Source organism: Flavobacterium sp. DSP2-3-1, assembly GCF_049896865.1.
GTDB lineage: Bacteria > Bacteroidota > Bacteroidia > Flavobacteriales > Flavobacteriaceae > Flavobacterium.
Genome location: NZ_JAFCVD010000001.1, coordinates 383,228 through 400,024 on the forward strand (window position 1 = coordinate 383,228; position 16,797 = coordinate 400,024).

Consider the following 16,797-nt stretch of genomic DNA (forward strand, 5'->3'; position numbering starts at 1 on the left):
CAAGTAATTTATGATTCAAATTTTATAATGGTAAATAATAAAAAATGAGTGATTCAAATATAAATATGGTTGCCCCTCCCGAAGGTGTTGTTGGGGAAGGTTTCTTCGCCACAAAACTGAATGATGTTGTAGGATTGGCTCGTGCAAATTCATTGTGGCCATTACCTTTTGCGACTTCTTGTTGTGGTATTGAGTTTATGGCAACGATGGCTTCGCATTATGATTTGGCACGTTTTGGTTCAGAAAGAGTAAGTTTTTCTCCTCGTCAAGCTGACATGCTAATGGTTATGGGGACGATTTCTAAAAAAATGGCGCCAATTTTACGGCAGGTTTACGAACAAATGTCAGAACCTCGTTGGGTTATAGCGGTAGGAGCTTGTGCTTGTTCAGGTGGAATTTTTGACACCTATTCTGTTTTGCAAGGAATCGATAAAGTAATTCCGGTTGATGTATATGTTCCAGGTTGTCCGCCAAGACCAGAGCAAATTGTTGATGGAGTTATGAAATTGCAGGAATTAGTGAGAAATGAATCGGTGCGAAGAAGAAGTTCTCCGGAGTATCAAGAATTATTGGCTTCATATAATATCAAATAAATAATGGCGCTAGAAACAATACAAATCCAAGAAAAATTAGTCGAAACATTCGATTCGGAAGTTTTTGAATTCAAACAGGAAAAAGATATATTTTCATTTGAAGTCGCTGCCGATAAAATTACGGCTGTAATTCTTTTTTTGAAAAACGACTCAACATTGCGTTTTCATTTTTTAACGGATTTATGTGGGATTCATTATCCTGACAATGATGTAGATCATCAATTTGCAGTAGTGTATCATTTGCACAATTGGTATGAAAACAAAAGGATTAAAATTAAGGCCTTTATTAACGGTGAAAATCCAGAAATTAAAACAATATCAAACATTTTCTTGAGTTCAAATTGGATGGAAAGAGAAACGTTTGATTTTTATGGGATAAACTTCATTGGTCATCCACAATTGAAACGTATTTTAAATATGGATGAAATGATTTCTTTTCCAATGCGAAAAGAATTTCCAATGGAAGACAGTGGAAGAACTGATAAAGATGACCGTTTCTTTGGAAGAACAACCGACAATTATTAAAAACACACACTATTATAATTTTTCACATTAAATAAATGTCAGAACTATTATTACCACCGGAGCATCGTTATGCTAAGAGAATAAAAGAACAACTAAATGAGGATGGAAGCGAGCTTTCGATCCTGAATTTAGGACCTACTCATCCAGCTACACACGGTATTTTTCAAAATATCCTTTTAATGGATGGAGAAAGAATTCTGGAAGCGGAACCAACCATTGGGTATATTCACAGAGCTTTCGAAAAAATTGCTGAAAACCGTCCTTTTTACCAAATCACACCTCTTACTGATAGAATGAACTATTGTTCGTCACCTATAAACAATATGGGTTGGTGGATGACATTAGAAAAATTGCTGGATATTGAAGTTCCAAAAAGAGCGCAATATTTAAGAGTTATTGTAATGGAATTGGCAAGAATTACGGATCATATTATTTGTAATTCGATTCTTGGTGTCGATACTGGAGCATATACCGGATTTTTATATGTGTTCCAATTTAGAGAAAAAGTATATGAAATCTACGAAGAAATTTGTGGAGCGCGTTTGACTACTAACATGGGAAGAATTGGTGGCTTCGAAAGAGATTGGTCACCGGAAGCTTTTAGAAAATTAGATGTGTTTTTAGAAGAATTTCCAGCAGCTTGGAAAGAATTTGAAAACTTATTCGAAAGAAATAGAATTTTTATTGACAGAACGGTAAATGTAGGAGCTATAACTGCTGAGCAAGCTATGGCTTACGGATTTACGGGTCCAAATTTACGTGCTGCGGGCGTGGATTATGATGTAAGGGTATCTCAACCATATTCTTCGTACGAAGATTTTGATTTTATTATTCCTGTTGGAAAATCGGGCGATACGTATGACCGTTTTTGTGTTCGTAACGCTGAAGTTTGGGAAAGTTTGAGTATCATTCGTCAAGCATTGGCAAAAATGCCGGAAGGAAATGACTTCCATGCAGATGTTCCTGATTATTATCTTCCTCCAAAAGAAGATGTTTACACGAGTATGGAATCGTTGATATACCATTTTAAAATTGTTATGGGAGAAGTTCCAGTTCCAGTTGCTGAAATTTACCATCCTGTGGAAGGTGGAAACGGAGAATTAGGTTTTTACTTAGTCACTGATGGTAGTCGTACTCCCTACAGATTACATTTCCGTAGACCTTGTTTTATTTACTATCAGGCATATCCAGAAATGATAAAAGGTGCTTTACTGTCGGATGCAATTGTTATTTTGTCAAGTTTAAATGTTATTGCCGGAGAGTTAGACGCATAAAGATTTCAGATTATTGATTATCAATTTCAGATTTTAAAATAAAATTTTGTGACTTTGTGCCTTCGTGGCAAAAAAAATAAAAATGGAAAGAACGTATCACAAACAAGAAATAAATATGACAGAAACATTGATGAATCGCATCAATGAATTAATTAGTCATTATCCTGAAGACAAAAGAAAATCGGCATTATTGCCAGTTTTACATGAAGTTCAAGATGCTCACGAGAATTGGTTGAGTATCGAGTTAATGAATAAAGTAGCAGCAATTCTTTTGATAAAACCGATTGAAGTTTACGAAGTAGTTTCGTTTTACACGATGTACAATCAAAAACCAATTGGTAAATACATGTTTGAATTTTGTCAAACTTCTCCGTGTTGTTTAAATGGAGTAGAGGATTTAATGGATTATACCTGTGAAAAACTGGGAGTCAAAGTGGGGGAACGTACTCCAGACGGTCTGTTTGAAGTGAGAGGAGTTGAGTGTTTAGGTGCTTGTGGTTATGCTCCAATGATGCAGTTAGGCGATTTTTACAAAGAACATTTGACGGCAGCAAAAATCGACCAGTTAATTGAAGATTGCAAAAACGATACAATAATATTACACGATAAATAACATGTCACAAAAAATATTATTAGACAAAATAAATATCCCAGGAATTAAAACCTATGAAGTATACCGTCAAAACGGGGGTTACGCTTCAGTAGAAAAAGCCCTAAAAACATTAACACCGGACGAGGTAGTCGAAGAAGTGAAAACTTCAGGATTGCGTGGTCGTGGTGGAGCGGGTTTTCCTGCCGGAATGAAATGGAGTTTTATTGATAAAAAATCTGGAAAACCTAGGCATTTAGTTTGTAATGCTGATGAATCAGAACCGGGAACTTTCAAAGACCGTTATTTGATGGAATTTATTCCTCATTTATTGATTGAGGGAATGATTACCTCCAGTTATGCATTGGGTGCAAACCTTTCATATATCTACATTCGTGGAGAATATATGTGGGTTTATAAAATATTAGAAAGAGCCATTAATGAAGCAAAAGCTGCTGGATTTTTGGGTAAAAATATATTAGGTTCAGGCTACGATTTAGAACTTTATGTTCATTGTGGTGCTGGTGCTTATATTTGTGGTGAAGAAACTGCGTTGATTGAATCCCTGGAAGGAAAAAGAGGAAATCCTCGTATCAAGCCACCATTTCCTGCCATTTCAGGACTTTGGTCAAATCCAACGGTTGTAAATAACGTAGAAACGATTGCCGCTGTGCCATGGATTGTTAATAATTCAGGTGCAGAATATGCTAAAATTGGTATTGGACGTTCTACGGGAACCAAATTAATTTCGGCATCAGGGCATGTTAAAAACCCGGGTGTTTATGAAATTGAATTGGGTTTAAGTGTTTACGAATTCATGAATTCTGATGAATATTTAGGCGGAATGAGCTCTGACAGACCGTTAAAAGCATTTGTACCGGGAGGAAGTTCTGTTCCTGTTTTACCTGCCCATTTAATTTATAAAACTGCCGCTGGCGAAGATCGTTTGATGTCATACGAATCATTGAGTGATGGTGGATTTGCAACGGGTTCTATGTTAGGATCAGGTGGATTTATCGTTTATAATGATACGTCGTGCATCGTTCGTAATACTTGGAATTTCTCCCGTTTTTATCACCATGAAAGCTGCGGTCAATGTTCTCCTTGTCGTGAAGGAACAGGCTGGATGGAAAAAGTATTGCACCGAATAGAAAATGGTCACGGTCGTGAAGAAGATATTGATTTGCTGCTGAGCATTCAAAGCAAAATAGAAGGAAATACAATTTGTCCATTAGGTGATGCGGCAGCTTGGCCAGTGGCAGCAGCAATTCGTCACTTTAGAGAAGAATTTGAATATCATATTCGTTTCCCGGAAAAAATAAAAAATAGAGATCATTTTGTTGCTGAACCTTTTGAAAAAGTAAAGCATTTAGTTTCTAAAGTAATCGTATAAAGTCAAGAATTTCAGAAAATGAAAGTAACCATAGACGGTCAAAGCATAGAAGTAGAACCAGGAACAACAATCCTGCAGGCAGCACGTATGATAGGTGGAGAAGTAGTTCCCCCGGCAATGTGCTATTATTCTAAACTAAAAGGGAGCGGTGGAAAATGCCGTTGTTGTTTAGTGGAAGTTGCAAAAGGAAGTGAAGCTGATCCAAGACCAATGCCTAAATTAATGGCATCTTGTGTAACAGGTTGTATGGACGGAATGGAAGTGAATAGTAAATCTTCACCAAGAGTAACCGAAGCCAGAAAATCAGTAACGGAATTTTTATTGATCAATCACCCATTAGATTGTCCGGTTTGTGACCAGGCAGGAGAATGTGATCTGCAAAATTTGAGCTTTGAGCACGGGAAATCAGAAACTCGTTTTATCGAAGAAAAAAGAACATTTGAACCTGAAAACATTGGTCCAAATATTCAATTGCACATGAACCGTTGTATTCTTTGTTACCGTTGTGTAATGGTGGCAGATCAATTAACCGACGATCGGGTGCACGGAGTAATGGATAGAGGCGATCATTCGAATATATCAACTTGTATTTCTAAAGCGGTCGATAATGAGTTCTCCGGAAATATGATTGATGTTTGTCCGGTAGGCGCATTGACGGATAAAACGTTTAGATTTAAATCTAGAGTTTGGTTCAGTAAGCCTTATAATGCACACAGAAATTGCCCGACTTGTTCTGGAAAAACTACCGTTTGGATGTTTGGTGACGAAATTCAACGAGTTACCGGAAGAAAAGATGAGTACCATGAAGTAGATGAATTTATTTGTAATGGATGTCGTTTTGATCACAAAGAAATTGCAGATTGGACGATTGAAGGACCAAGAGCATTCGAAAAAGATTCGGTGATCAATCAAAATAAGTACAATAGAAAATTACAAAAAGTAGAAATTGCTACCGAAGATCATATCCTTTTAGGTAGAGAAGAAGACCGCAAGAAAATAAGCATGGCGGAAATTCCATTGACTGAAGAAGACATTATTAATCAAAAAAGCTTGGGTAATAATGGATAGTACGATTATTATAGAAAAAAGTGTCATTATTGTTGCAGTTTTTGCTTTGACAATGTTGATGGCAATGTACTCCACTTGGGCTGAACGAAAAGTGGCCGCTTGGCTTCAAGATCGTGTTGGACCAAACAGAGCTGGTCCTTTTGGATTGTTTCAACCGCTTGCCGATGGTTTAAAGTTATTTTCGAAAGAAGAATTTGAACCGAATACTCCCAATAGATTTTTATTTTTTGTAGGTCCGGCGATTGCTATGAGTACCGCTTTGATGACGAGTGCCGTAATTCCTTGGGGAGACAGACTGCATTTGTTTGGAAGAGATATTTTATTGCAGGCCACGGATTTAAATATTGGATTGTTATACTTTTTTGGTGTTGTTTCAGTGGGTGTTTACGGTATTATGATTGGTGGTTGGGCGTCGAACAATAAATTTTCATTGATTGGTGCCGTTCGTGCTGCTTCGCAAATGGTATCGTATGAAATTGCCATGGGATTGTCCATAATTGCATTATTGATGATGACCGGAACGTTGAGTTTAAGAGAGATCTCTGAACAGCAAGCAGGAATGAATTGGAATGTGTTTTACCAACCGTTGTCTTTTATTATATTTTTAATTTGTGCTTTTGCAGAATCAAACAGAACTCCTTTTGACTTAGCGGAATGCGAAACGGAACTTATTGGAGGATACCACACCGAATATTCATCAATGAAAATGGGATTTTATTTATTTGCTGAATATGCAAATATGTTTATTTCCTCTACAATTTTAGCGGTTTTATTCTTTGGAGGTTATAATTATCCTGGAATGAGCTGGGTTGTTGAAAATTGGGGTGTAAATATTGCCAATATTTTAGGATTTGTTGCTTTGTTTATCAAATTGTGTGGATTCATATTTTTCTATATGTGGGTTCGTTGGACTATTCCAAGATTCAGATACGATCAATTGATGCATTTGGGTTGGAGGATACTAATTCCATTGGCGATCATTAATATTATCATCACCGGAATTGTGATTTTGAGAGCAGAAATTGCTACTTATTTAGGATTTTAATTAGTACCGAAAAAGCCCTAGCCCTGATAGCAGTGGAAATCCTTTTATCCTGAACTTGTTTCAGGATCCTGAAATAAGTTCAGGATAAAAGATTGAAACGAATAGCAGGATTAAGCTTCAAATAAAAATAAAAAATGTCAATAGAAAGTATATCCTTATCGGGAAGAAAAAAGCTAGTCTCTAATAAGGAGATGACTTTTTGGGAAAGAATGTATCTTATTGCGATTGTCAAAGGTTTGATAATTACGATTCAGCATTTGTTCACCAGAAAGGTAACGATTCAATATCCGGAGCAAGTACGTGAAATGAGTCCTGTTTATCGAGGTCAACACCAATTGAAAAGGGATGAACAAGGTCGTGAAAACTGTACAGCTTGTGGCTTGTGTGCGTTGTCCTGCCCTGCTGAAGCTATCACGATGAAAGCGGAAGAGCGTAGAGCCGACGAAAAACATTTGTATCGAGAAGAAAAATATGCGTCGATATATGAGATTAATATGTTGCGTTGTATTTTCTGTGGTTTGTGTGAAGAGGCTTGTCCGAAAGACGCTATTTACCTGACGACTTCTAAAGTATTGGTTCCATCCAGTTATGAAAGAGAAGATTTTATTTTTGGAAAAGACAAATTGGTCATGCCATTAGATATCGCAATGAAAAATGCTCAACTTAAAAACGCTAACTAATGTCTACAGTACTTATTATATTTTGTGTGTTGGCTGCTATCACTTTAGCAACGGCATTTTTGACAATTTTTAGCAAAAATCCGATTCACAGTGCTATTTATTTAGTGATTTGTTTCTTTTCGATTGCGGGTCATTATTTATTGTTGAACGCTCAATTCTTGGCGATAGTTCACGTTATTGTATATTCAGGAGCGATTATGATCTTGTTTTTATTCACCATCATGTTAATGAATTTAAATGAGGAAAGAGAAGTGCACCGACCTAGAATTACGCGATTAGGAGCTATTGTTTCTTTTTGCTTGATTTGTCTGGTTTTAATTGCCATTTTCATCAACTCAAAACCTATTGTAGGAGAATATGTTACTACCGGTGAGGATTATCAATCGATAAAAGTATTGGGTAAAATACTGCTGAATGAATATATGGTTCCGTTTGAATTTGCTTCTATATTACTTTTGGTTGCTATGATCGGAACTGTGTTATTGTCTAAAAAAGAAAAATTGCAAAAATAAGATGAACAATATTTTAAACCACATTGGTATTGAAAATTATATATTCCTCAGCGTAATACTTTTTTGTATTGGCGTTTTCGGAGTGTTGTACAGACGAAATGCCATTATCGTATTTATGTCAATTGAAATTATGCTTAATGCAGTAAACTTATTGTTTGTAGCATTTTCGACCTATCATCAAGATGCGCAGGGACAAGTTTTTGTGTTCTTTTCGATGGCTGTTGCTGCGGCAGAAGTTGCGGTAGGATTGGCAATTCTAGTTTCTATTTTTAGAAATTTAGGGTCAATCACTATCGATAATTTAAAAAACTTAAAAGGATAAATGGAAATGAATACCAATATAGCTTTAGTTTTAGTTCTTGCTCCTTTTTTAGGATTTCTAATCAATGTTTTCTTTGGCAAAAGCCTTGGAAAATTACTTTCAGGAATAATCGGAACACTTTCAGTTTTGGTTTCTTTTGTCGCAACTGTTTATTTCTTCAGTGGAATTTCAGCGCAACCGGAAGGAATTCGAATTGCTCTGTGTGACTGGATTCAAATCAGTAATTTCAAAGTTGATTTTGGATTTCAACTGGACCAATTATCAATTTTATGGTTGCTTTTCGTAACCGGAATTGGTTCTTTGATTCATTTGTATTCCATCAGCTACATGCATGATGATGAAAATATGCACAAATTTTTCGCGTATTTGAATCTGTTTATATTTTTCATGATTACTTTGGTAATAGGAAGTAACTTATTAGTGATGTTCATTGGATGGGAAGGCGTAGGTCTTTGTTCGTATCTATTAATTGGATTTTGGCATAAAAACCAAGAGTACAATGATGCTGCTAAGAAAGCTTTCATCATGAACCGTATTGGTGATTTAGGGTTATTAGTTGGAATTTTTATTCTTGGCAATTTATTCTCAACTTTAGATTATGCTACTTTAAAAACGGCTATTGCCACTGCAACTGATCTTGATATGTATTGGCTTTCTATTGCTGCTTTCGCTTTATTCATAGGTGCTTGTGGTAAATCGGCACAAATTCCTTTGTATACTTGGTTGCCGGATGCAATGGCAGGTCCAACACCGGTTTCAGCATTGATTCACGCGGCTACGATGGTAACTGCAGGGATTTTTATGATTACCAGATTAAATTTCTTGTTTGATTTGACTCCAGATGTCCAATCAATAATTGCTATAGTTGGAGCCGTTACCGCTTTAGTTGCTGCCACCATTGGTTTGGTTCAAAATGATATCAAAAAAGTTTTGGCGTATTCCACTGTTTCTCAATTGGGATTAATGTTCTTAGCTTTAGGCTTAGGTGCTTACGAAGTGGCCGTTTTCCATGTAATTACGCATGCTTTCTTCAAAGCTTGTTTGTTCTTAGGTTCGGGTTCTGTGATTCACGCTTTGCATGGAGAACAAGATATGCGTAAAATGGGTGGCTTGAAAAAAGCGATGCCAATTACGTTTGCAACGATGCTGATTGCTTCTTTAGCAATTTCAGGAGTTCCATTATTCTCTGGTTTTTTCTCGAAAGACGAAATTTTATTAGTGGCTTTCCATAATAATATTCCGTTATGGGTCGTTGCTTCGGTTGCCTCTATCATGACCGCTTTTTATATGTTCCGTTTAATGTTCTTAACGTTCTTCCAAGAATTTAGAGGAACCGCAGAACAAAAACACCATTTGCACGAAAGTCCTTCTTTGATTACCATTCCTTTGATTGTTTTAGCAATTTTAGCTACTATTGGTGGTTTGATTAGTTTGCCTGGAAACAGTTGGTTGAATGGCTATTTGACTCCTGTTTTACCAAAATTAGCAATCGCAGAACACCATTTAGGAACTACTGAATATGTTTTGATGGCTATTGCTGTTGTTGGCGGATTAATAGGCATTGGTATTGCTTACGCCAAATACATCAAACAAAATACAGTTCCCACAGAAGACGCGGCCATTACAGGGTTTTCTAAAGTGCTTTACAATAAATATTATGTTGATGAATTTTATAATGCTATTTTTGTTAAACCAATTAATTTCTTGTCTCGTTTTTTCAGAGACACTGTAGAAACAGGCTTGTCAGCTTTGGTTTTTGGATTAGGAAAAGTTACGAACGAAATAGGTTACCAAGGGAAGAAAATACAAAATGGAAGCATTGGTCTTTATCTTTTTGTTTTCGTATTAGGGCTTTGTGCCATCGTTTCTTATTTATTTTTAGCTCAATAATCATATAACATAAAATAGATTTTTTAACACCAAAATTTCAATTTTAAAATAAATTATCTTTTAAAAGTCTCTTACATTTGACCTTTAAAAAACAATAAAAAATTACAAATGAATGTATCTCTAATATTAATTATACTTTTGGTTGGTGCGTTTGCAACGTTTCTTGCAGGCGATAAATTGGCTTCAAAAGTTGCCTTGTTCTTTGGGTTAGCTGCTGCAGGCGCTTCTTTTGTATTATTAAATCACTATAATTTAGGTGAAAATATAAGTTTCATCAATCAGTGGATCACGCAACCAAATATTTCTTTTGCTCTTAAAGCAGACGGATTATCAATGGCGATGCTTTTATTGACCACAGTTTTGACTCCATTAATTATATTTTCTTCTTTTGGCAATCAATATAAAAATTCAAAATCATTTTATGCGTTAATCTTGTTTATGTCGTTTGCGATGGCAGGAACATTCCTTGCTTCAGATGGTTTGCTGTATTACGTTTTTTGGGAATTATCTCTTATTCCAATTTACTTCATAGCTTTAATTTGGGGTAATGGAGATACAGAAGAACGCAAAAAAGCAGTAGTTAAATTCTTTATCTTCACATTGGCAGGTTCATTATTTATGTTGGTGGCTTTTGTTTACATGTACCAAAAAGCGGGTAGTCTTTTATTAGAAGATTTATACAAATTGAACTTATCAGCAACCGAGCAATTATGGATATTCCTGGCTTTCTTCTTGGCATATGCGATTAAGATTCCATTAATTCCGTTCCATACTTGGCAAGCAAATGTGTACCAAAAAGCCCCAACCGCCGGTACGATGATGTTGTCTGGTATCATGCTAAAAATGGGATTGTACAGCGTTATTCGTTGGCAATTGCCATTAGCGCCGTTAGCAGCGAAGGAGTACATGTATATTTTCATCGGACTTGGAATTGCAGGTGTGATCTATGGTTCTATCGTAGCATTGAAACAAAAAGACTTAAAGAAACTATTAGCGTACTCTTCTTTGGCACACGTAGGCTTAATCGCAGCCGGAACGTACACATTGACATTAGACGGTTTGCGTGGCGCGGTTTTACAAATGATTGCACACGGATTGGTAGTCGTTGGATTGTTTTACGTTGCTGAGATTATTTTTAGAAGATACGAAACCAGAGCCATTGCTGAAATGGGTGGTATTCGTTCTCAAGCACCAAAATTTACTTCGATGTTTTTAATTTTGGTTTTGGCATCGGTTGCCTTACCAACTACCTTTAACTTTATTGGTGAATTCACCATTTTATACAGTCTTTCGCAAATTAATATTTGGTTTGCTGTTTTAGGAGGAACAACCATAATTTTAGGAGCGTATTATATGTTGAAAATGTTTCAACATGCGATGTTGGGAGAGACCAATTCGAAAGTTTTTGCTGATGTAACTATCAGCGAAGGAATAACTTTGGTACTAATAATTGGTGTTCTATTCTTTTTCGGGATGTATCCAAAGCCAATAACCGATTTGATTACCCCAAGTCTGGAAGAAATCCTTAAAGTTATCAATAGAAATTAGCATTTAGGATTTGAGATTTGAGATTTTTGTTGGATGAGTAACTAGGAAGATTTTAACCATGACTAAAGAACAATTAAAAAATAGGACGAAGCAATTTGCATTGGATGTTTTTAAATTCTTAATGAGGTTAAATAAAACTAAAGCTGTCGATGTAGTTTCATACCAGCTTTTTAAATCATCTTCATCAGTTGCTGCTAATTATAGAGCAGTTTGTAGAGGTAAATCGACTGCTGATTTTTTAAATAAATTAAAAGTAGTAGATGAAGAAGCTGATGAAAGTTTATTTTGGTTAGAATTTATAAAAGGATTAGAAATAGAATGTGATAAAGTTGAGCTTGAAAAATTAATAAAAGAAGCTGATGAATTGGTAGCAATCTTCTCAGCAGGAATAAGAACAATAAAAGAGAAAAATAATATAAAAAATTAGATTTCAGATATAAAGAATTAGTCGGGTTTTAAATCCTAATTCGTAAATCCTAAATCAAACAATCAAAAAATGAATACATTAATAGCTATAATAGGATTAGGTGTTTTATGCCTTTTATTTGAAATATTTAATTTAAGGAAAGCCATTGTGCCTTTAACGATCATTGGATTAGTAGGAGTGTTGGGTTTAACCATATCTGAATTTAATTCAACTGAAAGCTACTACAACAACATGATTGTTGTGAGTAAATTTTCAAGTACTTTTTCATCATTGTTTATTGTGCTTACCATTTTCTTGGTGGCTTTAGGTCATAATTTTTACGAAAACCACCAATCTAAAATCTCAGATTTTATTGCCATAAAAATATTTTTATTGGCAGGAGCGGTGGCAATGGTTTCTTTTGGAAACTTAGCGATGTTCTTTTTAGGAATAGAAGTATTATCGATTGCGCTTTATATCCTAGCGGCAAGTGATCGTATGAATTTAAAAAGTAACGAAGCGGGAATGAAGTATTTCTTAATGGGATCTTTTGCATCAGGAATTATTCTTTTTGGTATTTGTTTAATTTACGGGGCCATGGGAAGTTTTGACGTTACTGAAATCAGCGAATTATCACAATCAGCTGAATTGCCAATTTGGTTCCCAATAGGGATTGTATTGGTAACAATAGGGATGTTGTTTAAAGTGGCGGCAGTTCCATTTCATTTCTGGGCACCGGACGTCTACGAAGGTTCGCCAGCGTTGACAACGGCTTTGATGAGTACTTTGGCTAAAGTAGTTGCGATGGCGACTTTGTACAAATTATTATCAGTAATGAATGCGGATATTTCTGAGTCATTCAAAATTATCGTAGTCGTGATTTCTATGGCTTCCATGACTGTTGGTAATATAATGGCCTTGAGACAAACAAATGTAAAACGTATGTTAGCTTTTTCAGGGGTTTCCCACGCCGGTTTTATGTTGATGACTTTATTAAGTTTATCTACGTCCGCAGGAAGTTTGTTGTATTATGCTTCCGCGTATTCTTTATCTGGAATCGCTGCTTTTAGTGTGATTTTGTACGTTTGTAAAAATAGAGATAACGAAGATATTGTGAATTTCCACGGTTTAGGAAAAACCAATCCATTGTTAGCAGCAATTCTTACAGCGGCTTTACTTTCTATGGCTGGTATTCCGATTTTTGCCGGATTCTTTGCTAAGTTGGTTTTATTCAATCAAACGATTCAAGCGGGTTATTTAGCTTTAGTAATAGTGGCAGTGGTGAATTCCATTATCAGCGTTGGATACTACTTCAAATTGATTATGGCGATGTACACCAAAGAACCAAACGAAGAACGAAAAGGAACGCCAGTTATTATTTATGCCGTTGCTGTTATTGCGATTGTGTTGAATATCGCATTAGGTTTATTCCCTTCTTTAGTGTTGGATTTATTAGCATAAACCGAAGCTTAAAAATATTAAGAAAACCATCAGAAGTAATTTTGATGGTTTTTTTGGTTTAAAAGCGCGTTCGTGATTCAAATAAATATTTACTATTCAAGTATCTATAATTTTATGCTAAAACCCAAAAATTTCAAAATTGAATTGAGTAAATTTGTATATACAAATATTTAATCATTTACTAAATTTAAGATCATGGGAAATACATTAAAAATACAAATTTGGTCGGATATTATGTGTCCGTATTGTTATATAGGAAAAAGGAGAATAGAAGGAGCATTAGCGCTTTTTGAACATAAAGATGCTGTTGAAATTGAATGGAAAAGTTTTCAGTTAGACGCTGGTTTTATAGCGTCTCCTGAGGACAATATGGTAGAGCATTTAGCAGAAAAATATAGAAAGGATAGTGATTGGGCTCAAAATATGCTGGATAGTATGACCGAAAATGCTAAAAATTCAGGATTGGATTTTCATTTTGAAAAATCTATTTTAGCAAATTCTTTGAATGCACACCGACTTTTGCATTTAGCTAAAAAACACAATCTGGCGGATAATTTAGAAGAAATACTGTTCAAAGCGTATTTGACCGATGGAAAGAACGTTAATGATTTAAATACTTTGAAAACGTTAGGACTGGAAGCAGGGCTGAATGCAGAAGCTATTGAGGAAGTGCTAAATTCTGATGCTTACGCAAATGAAGTGCAACAGGATATTGAAGAAGCGCAAACTATAGGTGTTCAAGGAGTTCCCTTTTTTGTTTTCGATAATAAATATGCAGTTTCAGGTGCGCAACATGTGGAAACATTTGTGAAAACACTTGAAAAAGTATGGGAAGAAGGTAAATTTGATTCTAAGGTTACTTTGTTGAATGCTACTGATGGAGACAGCTGTGGAATCGATGGATGTGATTAAAAATAACACTACAAACCATTAATAAATTAGGTGTCGTATAGATTTACGGCTTTATAAAACTTAATTTATTAGTGGTTTTAATATATTGCTAAACATTTGCAATAGCATTTAATCGGGGAAAGTAATGAAAGATCGGTAATTATGAGTGTAAGTACTAAAGTAATCCGTTGGGGAATATTGGGATGTGGCGATGTTACTGAAGTGAAAAGTGGCCCCGCGTATCAAAAAACGGAAGGTTTTGAAGTAGTGGCAGTAATGCGAAGAGATGCCGATAAAGCTGCTGATTATGCTAAAAGACACGGAATAAGTAAGTTTTATAGCAATGCCGATGATCTAATTAATGATCCTGAGATTGATGCAATTTACATTGCCACACCTCCTGATGTCCATAAATTTTACGGACTCAAGGTGGCAGCAGCCGGAAAAATATGCTGTATCGAAAAACCTTTAGCTCCAAATTACCAAGAAAGTCTTGCAATTTATAATGCTTTTGCAGACAAAAACATTCCTTTGTTTGTAGCGTATTATAGGCGTACGCTACCTCGTTTTCAGCAAATTAAAATGTGGCTTAATGCCAAAAGCATTGGTGCAATCAAACATATAAGATGGCACTTGAGTAAACCCGCAAATTCTACAGATGTATCCGGAGATTATAATTGGCGAACCGATGCCGCTATTGCTACAGGCGGTTATTTTGATGATTTAGCGAGTCATGGGCTGGATTTGTTTATTCATTTTTTAGGAAATATAAAAGAGGTTTCAGGGATTAGTCTCAATCAGCAGGGATTGTATTCTGCTAAAGATGCCGTGACTGCGTGCTGGGTTCATGATTCTGGAATTACGGGTTCTGGAAGTTGGAATTTTGGTTGCTATGAACGGGAAGATAAAGTGGAGATTTATGGAAGCAAAGGAAAAATAACGTTTTCTGTATTTGAAAATGAACCGATAATCCTTTCTAACGAACTGCAGCAAACGGAATTATTTATTGAACATCCTGAAAACATTCAGTTGTATCATGTAAAGCAAATGCGAGAAGACCTTTTGGGGAATAGTAAGCATCCTTCCACAGGTTTAACTGGATCACATACAAGTTGGGTTATGGACAAGATTATTGGGAATATTTAGTAGTTCTCAATTGTTCAAACAAAAAACCCGCTGATACGAATACCAACGGGATTTGTCAAACCAATCATCAAAACCAAGCAATCATCTTCTGTTTATTACAATTGCAGTATTAGTGGATACTTTAGTGTCTTCAACTTTGACTTTCGTATCATTGTTTTTATAATAGTAGTGCTCTTGATCATTGGAGTTTTGGTTATGATCATAATCATAATCGTTGTCGTAACTGTTGTTTTGGGCATATTGATATCCTCTGTCACCTTTTACAGTTCCAACCATATCAACAATTTGACCACGACGGTTGTAAATAATTTGTAAGCCACCTACTCGTTCCAACGCATAACGGTTGTAAGTCATGTAGACAGAACCTACTCGTTTTATTCTATCATTTGAGTCATAGTTAATAAACACATTTCCAATACGTCTTACCCTGCCCAAATTGTCGTGTTCTACTTGTACGCCATAATTTCCGTTCCTGCTATTTGAGGTTGCACCGTACGTTGTATTGAAACCATTTTTTTTACCCATTTTATAATACATACCGTCATTTGAGCTATTTGAAGGACGTGTATTAAAATCAAATTGTCCGTCAGGAAACACGAAGAACTCAATTCCTCTTTCTGTGAACACGATCGGGTGGGCATCTCTAAAATCTACAAGTGATCTTCTTTCTACAGAAAAATCGATTTTTTCTGTGGCTGTCGCTACATTACCTCCAAATACGAAGATACTAGCAACTAAAAAGGTAATTTTTTTCATGATACATCTATTTTGAATTTTGCCTACTCTTTAGCTTTTCGGCTTTCGCTTTTTTGAACTTATTTGGTAAGAGATATTCAAGTAGCATGCCAAAGAGTAGCAGAGTAGTTTGGTGATTTTAAGTAAAGAATGGATTGTAAATGCATAATTAACTTATTATCAATTATTTGCTATTTAAAAAAAATAAAAAATATTTTTATAAAAAAGCTTTTATTAGGAGTTTTTACAATAATTCCAGATTTGCTAAATACTTTTTCTTGTGCTTTTAGCATTTTTATAATGCTAATAAACACGCAATCATTTATGGGAATAAGGACCTTATTGAAAATCCACTGTCCACTTTTTAAATCAAAGTTAAAGGCAATTCCATAATTGATGTGGGAATCAATTAAAAAGATGTTCGAATGTGGGATAGAAGTTTAAAACCGCAAATAATAAAATTGTCATTTGCTTTAATGATAGTGAATTTGCAGTGAAACGCTTGCAAGTCGAGAAAGATAGTTTGTATTTCATGCCTGAAAATCCAATTTTTGCTCCGATAAAAGTCACTAAAGAAAACCAATTGATCATTTGGGGAAGTGGGACGGATGTGATTAAGAAGTTATAGTTAAATCTTTTGTTTCGAAATAAATACCTTTAAAAAAAGAAAGGCTTCCAATGCTATTGGGAGCCTTTCTTTTATCTTAAAAAATTACTGT

General features: G+C 35.4%; 18 protein-coding genes. 17 read left to right on the top strand and 1 reads right to left on the bottom strand.

Annotated elements, in window-relative coordinates; genetic code table 11:
• The first annotated feature begins 44 nt into the window (after positions 1 to 44).
• The 16 genes from ACP7AT_RS01775 to ACP7AT_RS01850 all read left to right on the top strand — a co-directional run bounded on the left by ACP7AT_RS01775 (position 45) and on the right by ACP7AT_RS01850 (position 15,343).
• Complete coding sequence (locus ACP7AT_RS01775) at positions 45 to 593, top strand: NADH-quinone oxidoreductase subunit B (protein WP_091203184.1); 549 nt, start codon at positions 45 to 47, stop codon at positions 591 to 593.
• A gap of 3 nt (positions 594 to 596) precedes the next feature.
• Positions 597 to 1,118, top strand: a complete 522-nt coding sequence (locus ACP7AT_RS01780; RefSeq protein WP_426062648.1) for an NADH-quinone oxidoreductase subunit C — start codon at positions 597 to 599, stop codon at positions 1,116 to 1,118.
• Positions 1,119 to 1,153: 35 nt separating this feature from the next.
• On the top strand, positions 1,154 to 2,392 hold the full coding sequence (locus ACP7AT_RS01785) for an NADH-quinone oxidoreductase subunit D (RefSeq protein ID WP_426062649.1): 1,239 nt from the start codon (positions 1,154 to 1,156) through the stop codon (positions 2,390 to 2,392).
• A gap of 82 nt (positions 2,393 to 2,474) precedes the next feature.
• A complete protein-coding gene (locus ACP7AT_RS01790; protein WP_426062650.1) occupies positions 2,475 to 3,005 on the top strand; it encodes a complex I 24 kDa subunit family protein in 531 nt (176 codons plus the stop codon).
• Position 3,006: 1 nt separating this feature from the next.
• On the top strand, positions 3,007 to 4,374 hold the full coding sequence (gene nuoF / locus ACP7AT_RS01795) for an NADH-quinone oxidoreductase subunit NuoF (RefSeq protein WP_426062651.1): 1,368 nt from the start codon (positions 3,007 to 3,009) through the stop codon (positions 4,372 to 4,374).
• An 18-nt stretch (positions 4,375 to 4,392) separates the two neighbouring features.
• On the top strand, positions 4,393 to 5,442 hold the full coding sequence (locus ACP7AT_RS01800) for a 2Fe-2S iron-sulfur cluster-binding protein (RefSeq protein WP_426062652.1): 1,050 nt from the start codon (positions 4,393 to 4,395) through the stop codon (positions 5,440 to 5,442).
• The gene (nuoH, locus tag ACP7AT_RS01805; RefSeq protein WP_426062653.1) at positions 5,435 to 6,487 is read left to right on the top strand and encodes an NADH-quinone oxidoreductase subunit NuoH; all 1,053 of its coding nucleotides are present in this window, start codon (positions 5,435 to 5,437) and stop codon (positions 6,485 to 6,487) included. Before ACP7AT_RS01800 ends, nuoH begins: the two co-directional genes overlap by 8 nt.
• 134 nt (positions 6,488 to 6,621) lie before the next feature.
• On the top strand, positions 6,622 to 7,167 hold the full coding sequence (locus ACP7AT_RS01810; RefSeq protein ID WP_426062654.1) for a NuoI/complex I 23 kDa subunit family protein: 546 nt from the start codon (positions 6,622 to 6,624) through the stop codon (positions 7,165 to 7,167).
• The gene (locus ACP7AT_RS01815; RefSeq protein ID WP_426062655.1) at positions 7,167 to 7,679 is read left to right on the top strand and encodes an NADH-quinone oxidoreductase subunit J family protein; all 513 of its coding nucleotides are present in this window, start codon (positions 7,167 to 7,169) and stop codon (positions 7,677 to 7,679) included. Before ACP7AT_RS01810 ends, ACP7AT_RS01815 begins: the two co-directional genes overlap by 1 nt.
• Before the next feature lies 1 nt (position 7,680).
• The gene (gene nuoK / locus ACP7AT_RS01820) at positions 7,681 to 8,001 is read left to right on the top strand and encodes an NADH-quinone oxidoreductase subunit NuoK (RefSeq protein WP_066079401.1); all 321 of its coding nucleotides are present in this window, start codon (positions 7,681 to 7,683) and stop codon (positions 7,999 to 8,001) included.
• Between the two features lie 6 nt (positions 8,002 to 8,007).
• Complete coding sequence (gene nuoL, locus ACP7AT_RS01825) at positions 8,008 to 9,891, top strand: NADH-quinone oxidoreductase subunit L (protein WP_426062656.1); 1,884 nt, start codon at positions 8,008 to 8,010, stop codon at positions 9,889 to 9,891.
• Between the two features lie 108 nt (positions 9,892 to 9,999).
• A complete protein-coding gene (locus ACP7AT_RS01830) occupies positions 10,000 to 11,439 on the top strand; it encodes a complex I subunit 4 family protein (protein WP_426062657.1) in 1,440 nt (479 codons plus the stop codon).
• A 58-nt stretch (positions 11,440 to 11,497) separates the two neighbouring features.
• The gene (locus ACP7AT_RS01835; protein ID WP_417995569.1) at positions 11,498 to 11,866 is read left to right on the top strand and encodes a four helix bundle protein; all 369 of its coding nucleotides are present in this window, start codon (positions 11,498 to 11,500) and stop codon (positions 11,864 to 11,866) included.
• A gap of 69 nt (positions 11,867 to 11,935) precedes the next feature.
• Positions 11,936 to 13,306, top strand: a complete 1,371-nt coding sequence (locus ACP7AT_RS01840) for an NADH-quinone oxidoreductase subunit N (protein WP_426062658.1) — start codon at positions 11,936 to 11,938, stop codon at positions 13,304 to 13,306.
• 195 nt (positions 13,307 to 13,501) lie between these two features.
• Positions 13,502 to 14,218, top strand: coding sequence for a DsbA family oxidoreductase (locus tag ACP7AT_RS01845; protein WP_426062659.1), 717 nt, complete (start codon positions 13,502 to 13,504; stop codon positions 14,216 to 14,218).
• 141 nt (positions 14,219 to 14,359) lie between these two features.
• Positions 14,360 to 15,343: a Gfo/Idh/MocA family protein gene (locus tag ACP7AT_RS01850; protein ID WP_426062660.1), complete on the top strand. Its 984-nt coding sequence runs from the start codon at positions 14,360 to 14,362 to the stop codon at positions 15,341 to 15,343.
• Between the two features lie 81 nt (positions 15,344 to 15,424).
• Here the strand turns inward: ACP7AT_RS01850 and ACP7AT_RS01855 are convergent, their stop codons facing one another.
• The gene (locus tag ACP7AT_RS01855; protein WP_426062661.1) at positions 15,425 to 16,099 is read right to left on the bottom strand and encodes a hypothetical protein; all 675 of its coding nucleotides are present in this window, start codon (positions 16,097 to 16,099) and stop codon (positions 15,425 to 15,427) included.
• 472 nt (positions 16,100 to 16,571) lie between these two features.
• On the opposite strand from ACP7AT_RS01855, the gene ACP7AT_RS01860 reads away from it, so the two are divergent.
• The gene (locus ACP7AT_RS01860) at positions 16,572 to 16,706 is read left to right on the top strand and encodes a hypothetical protein (protein ID WP_426062662.1); all 135 of its coding nucleotides are present in this window, start codon (positions 16,572 to 16,574) and stop codon (positions 16,704 to 16,706) included.
• Positions 16,707 to 16,797 lie beyond the last annotated feature (91 nt).